We start from the raw sequence: 1,955 nt of genomic DNA on the forward strand, positions 1-1,955 counted from the left end.
CCGGTGGCGGGCGACCCGCACGCACGCCTGAGCCCGGACGCTCTCCGCCGGGCGGCGCGAACGCTGAGACGCATGGGCCGCCCGGTGCCGCCCGCGGTGCCCGGCTCGCCCACCTGGGGGATCATTCTCCGCAACACCATCGGCGAGCCGACCGCCGCTCTCCGCGGCGGCCCGTTCGGCCGGAGCACGCCGAGCGGCCTCGCGGCCAACGTGCCGCCTCCCTACGGTGTCGGCAGCCTGGGAATCCTCGTCGGCACCGCCGCCGAAAAGGTCGTCTACGGCAACGAGACGATCTTCGCCGGGCTGCCGCTGCGCGACATCGGCGTGCTCAAGTACTGGATCTACGTGGGGATGGACACCGCGAGCTTCAACGGGCTGCCGAACATCTCCATCGAGGCCGACCCGCGGCTCGCGTCCCTGCCCGGCGTCACCTACACGAGTCTGAACTACGTGCCGGCACGGTCGACCCCGCCGTCGACTCCGCCGGCCGTGCTGCCGAACACCTGGCAGCAGTACAACGCGAGCGGCGCCGGCAGCGGGTGGTACGCCACGAGCGGGGCGGTCCAGGCGGCGACCGGCTGCTCACTGGCCACCCCGTGCTCCTGGAACGTGCTGAAGTCCCGGCTGCCGAACGCCATCGTCAGCTTCAGCATCGGCATCAACGTGGGCACGGGACTGCCGTTCGCCGGCGCGGTGGACGGCCTCCAGATCAACCGGACGGTCTTCGACTTCGAGCGCTACGGCGTCCGCCGCACGGTTCCCCGGCCGCTCTAGAAGTGCCTTGTCGGGCGGTCAGGGCGAGCGACCACGGGCATGCCGCGGGCTCCCGGGCCCTCCCGCATGGCGCATGACCGGCGGCCGGCCGGCATGTGCCATCTTGGGAGTCGAAAAGGGGAGGACGCATGATTCGTCGCTGGAGCCCGGACGGCCTGGCCGCACCGATCGGACAGTACAGCCATCTGGCCTCGGTGCCGCCCGACCATGAGCTGGTCTTCATCTCCGGGCAGGTCGGTGCGCTGGAGGACGGCACGCTCGCCGGCCCGGACGCGGAGTCGCAGACGCGTCAGGCGTTCGTCAACATCGCGACGCTGCTCGACTCGCTCGGCGCCGGTCCGGCGAGCCTCGTCAAACTGCTGACGATGGTCTCGGCGCGCGAGCACCTCGCGGGCAGCCGTGCCGCGCGGGAGAAGATCTTCGCGGCGTGGTACCCGGAGGGCGACTGGCCCGCCCACTCGCTCATGGTCGTCGACTCCCTGGCCGCGCCCGAGCTGACGGTGGAGATCGAGGGCGTCGCCGCGGTGCCCCGCCGCTGACGGGCTCCCGCCGTCAGCGGGAGCCGAGCGCGCGGCGGAAGAGGGCGTCGATCTCGTCCCGGGTGGGTGGCGGGTCGGCGAGCAGGGCCTGCATCAGCAGGCCGCAGAAGGCCGCGGCCAGCAGCCGCCCGGTGACCGCGTCGGTACGGGAGGCGAACAGCTCGACCAGCGCGTCGTCCCAGCCGTTGCTCGCGGGCCGGAGCGGCGGGCGGTGGAGCGCGGCGACGTACAGCTCGTACTCCACGACGGTCTGCGAACGTTCCTCGGTGAGGCCGCGCACCACGAGGTCGGTGAGCGCGGCGGCGAGGTCGGCGCCGGCGGGCAGGTCGCGCTCCCACGCGCGCAGGCGGGCGACGTTGTGGTCGGCGGCCGTGCGAAGGGCGACGGCCAGCAGGTCGTCCAGGGTCGCGAAGTGATACGTCGTCGACCCCAGCGGCACGCCCGCGGCCGCCGCGACGGCGCGGTGGGTCACGCCCTCGACGCCTCGTTCGGCCACGACCGCGATGGCCGCGTTCGCGATCTTTTCCCGGCGGGCCGGATCGGTCGGCCCACGTCCTCGTCTGCCGAGGTCCCCGTCCGTCGACATGGCTCAATAGTCTCCCAAACCGCGTCCGGCCCCGCAGCGGGCACATTGACGTCGGT

The 1,955-nt window shown here is 72.9% G+C and carries 3 protein-coding genes; 2 read left to right on the forward strand and 1 reads right to left on the reverse strand.

Annotation, left to right across the window (positions count from 1 at the left end; translation table 11 throughout):
• Both ACFFNX_RS48700 and ACFFNX_RS48705 read left to right on the forward strand, forming a co-directional pair.
• A partial coding sequence (locus tag ACFFNX_RS48700) for a hypothetical protein (protein ID WP_378213258.1) occupies positions 1–774 on the forward strand: 774 nt, incomplete at its 5' end.
• A gap of 128 nt (positions 775–902) precedes the next feature.
• Positions 903–1,313: a RidA family protein gene (locus ACFFNX_RS48705; protein ID WP_378213260.1), complete on the forward strand. Its 411-nt coding sequence runs from the start codon at positions 903–905 to the stop codon at positions 1,311–1,313.
• A 13-nt stretch (positions 1,314–1,326) separates the two neighbouring features.
• On the opposite strand, the gene ACFFNX_RS48710 is transcribed toward ACFFNX_RS48705, so the two are convergent.
• Positions 1,327–1,899: a TetR/AcrR family transcriptional regulator gene (locus tag ACFFNX_RS48710; protein ID WP_378213261.1), complete on the reverse strand. Its 573-nt coding sequence runs from the start codon at positions 1,897–1,899 to the stop codon at positions 1,327–1,329.
• Positions 1,900–1,955: the final 56 nt, after the last annotated feature.

The organism is Actinoallomurus acaciae (assembly GCF_042429965.1).
GTDB classification, from domain to species: domain Bacteria; phylum Actinomycetota; class Actinomycetes; order Streptosporangiales; family Streptosporangiaceae; genus Actinoallomurus; species Actinoallomurus acaciae.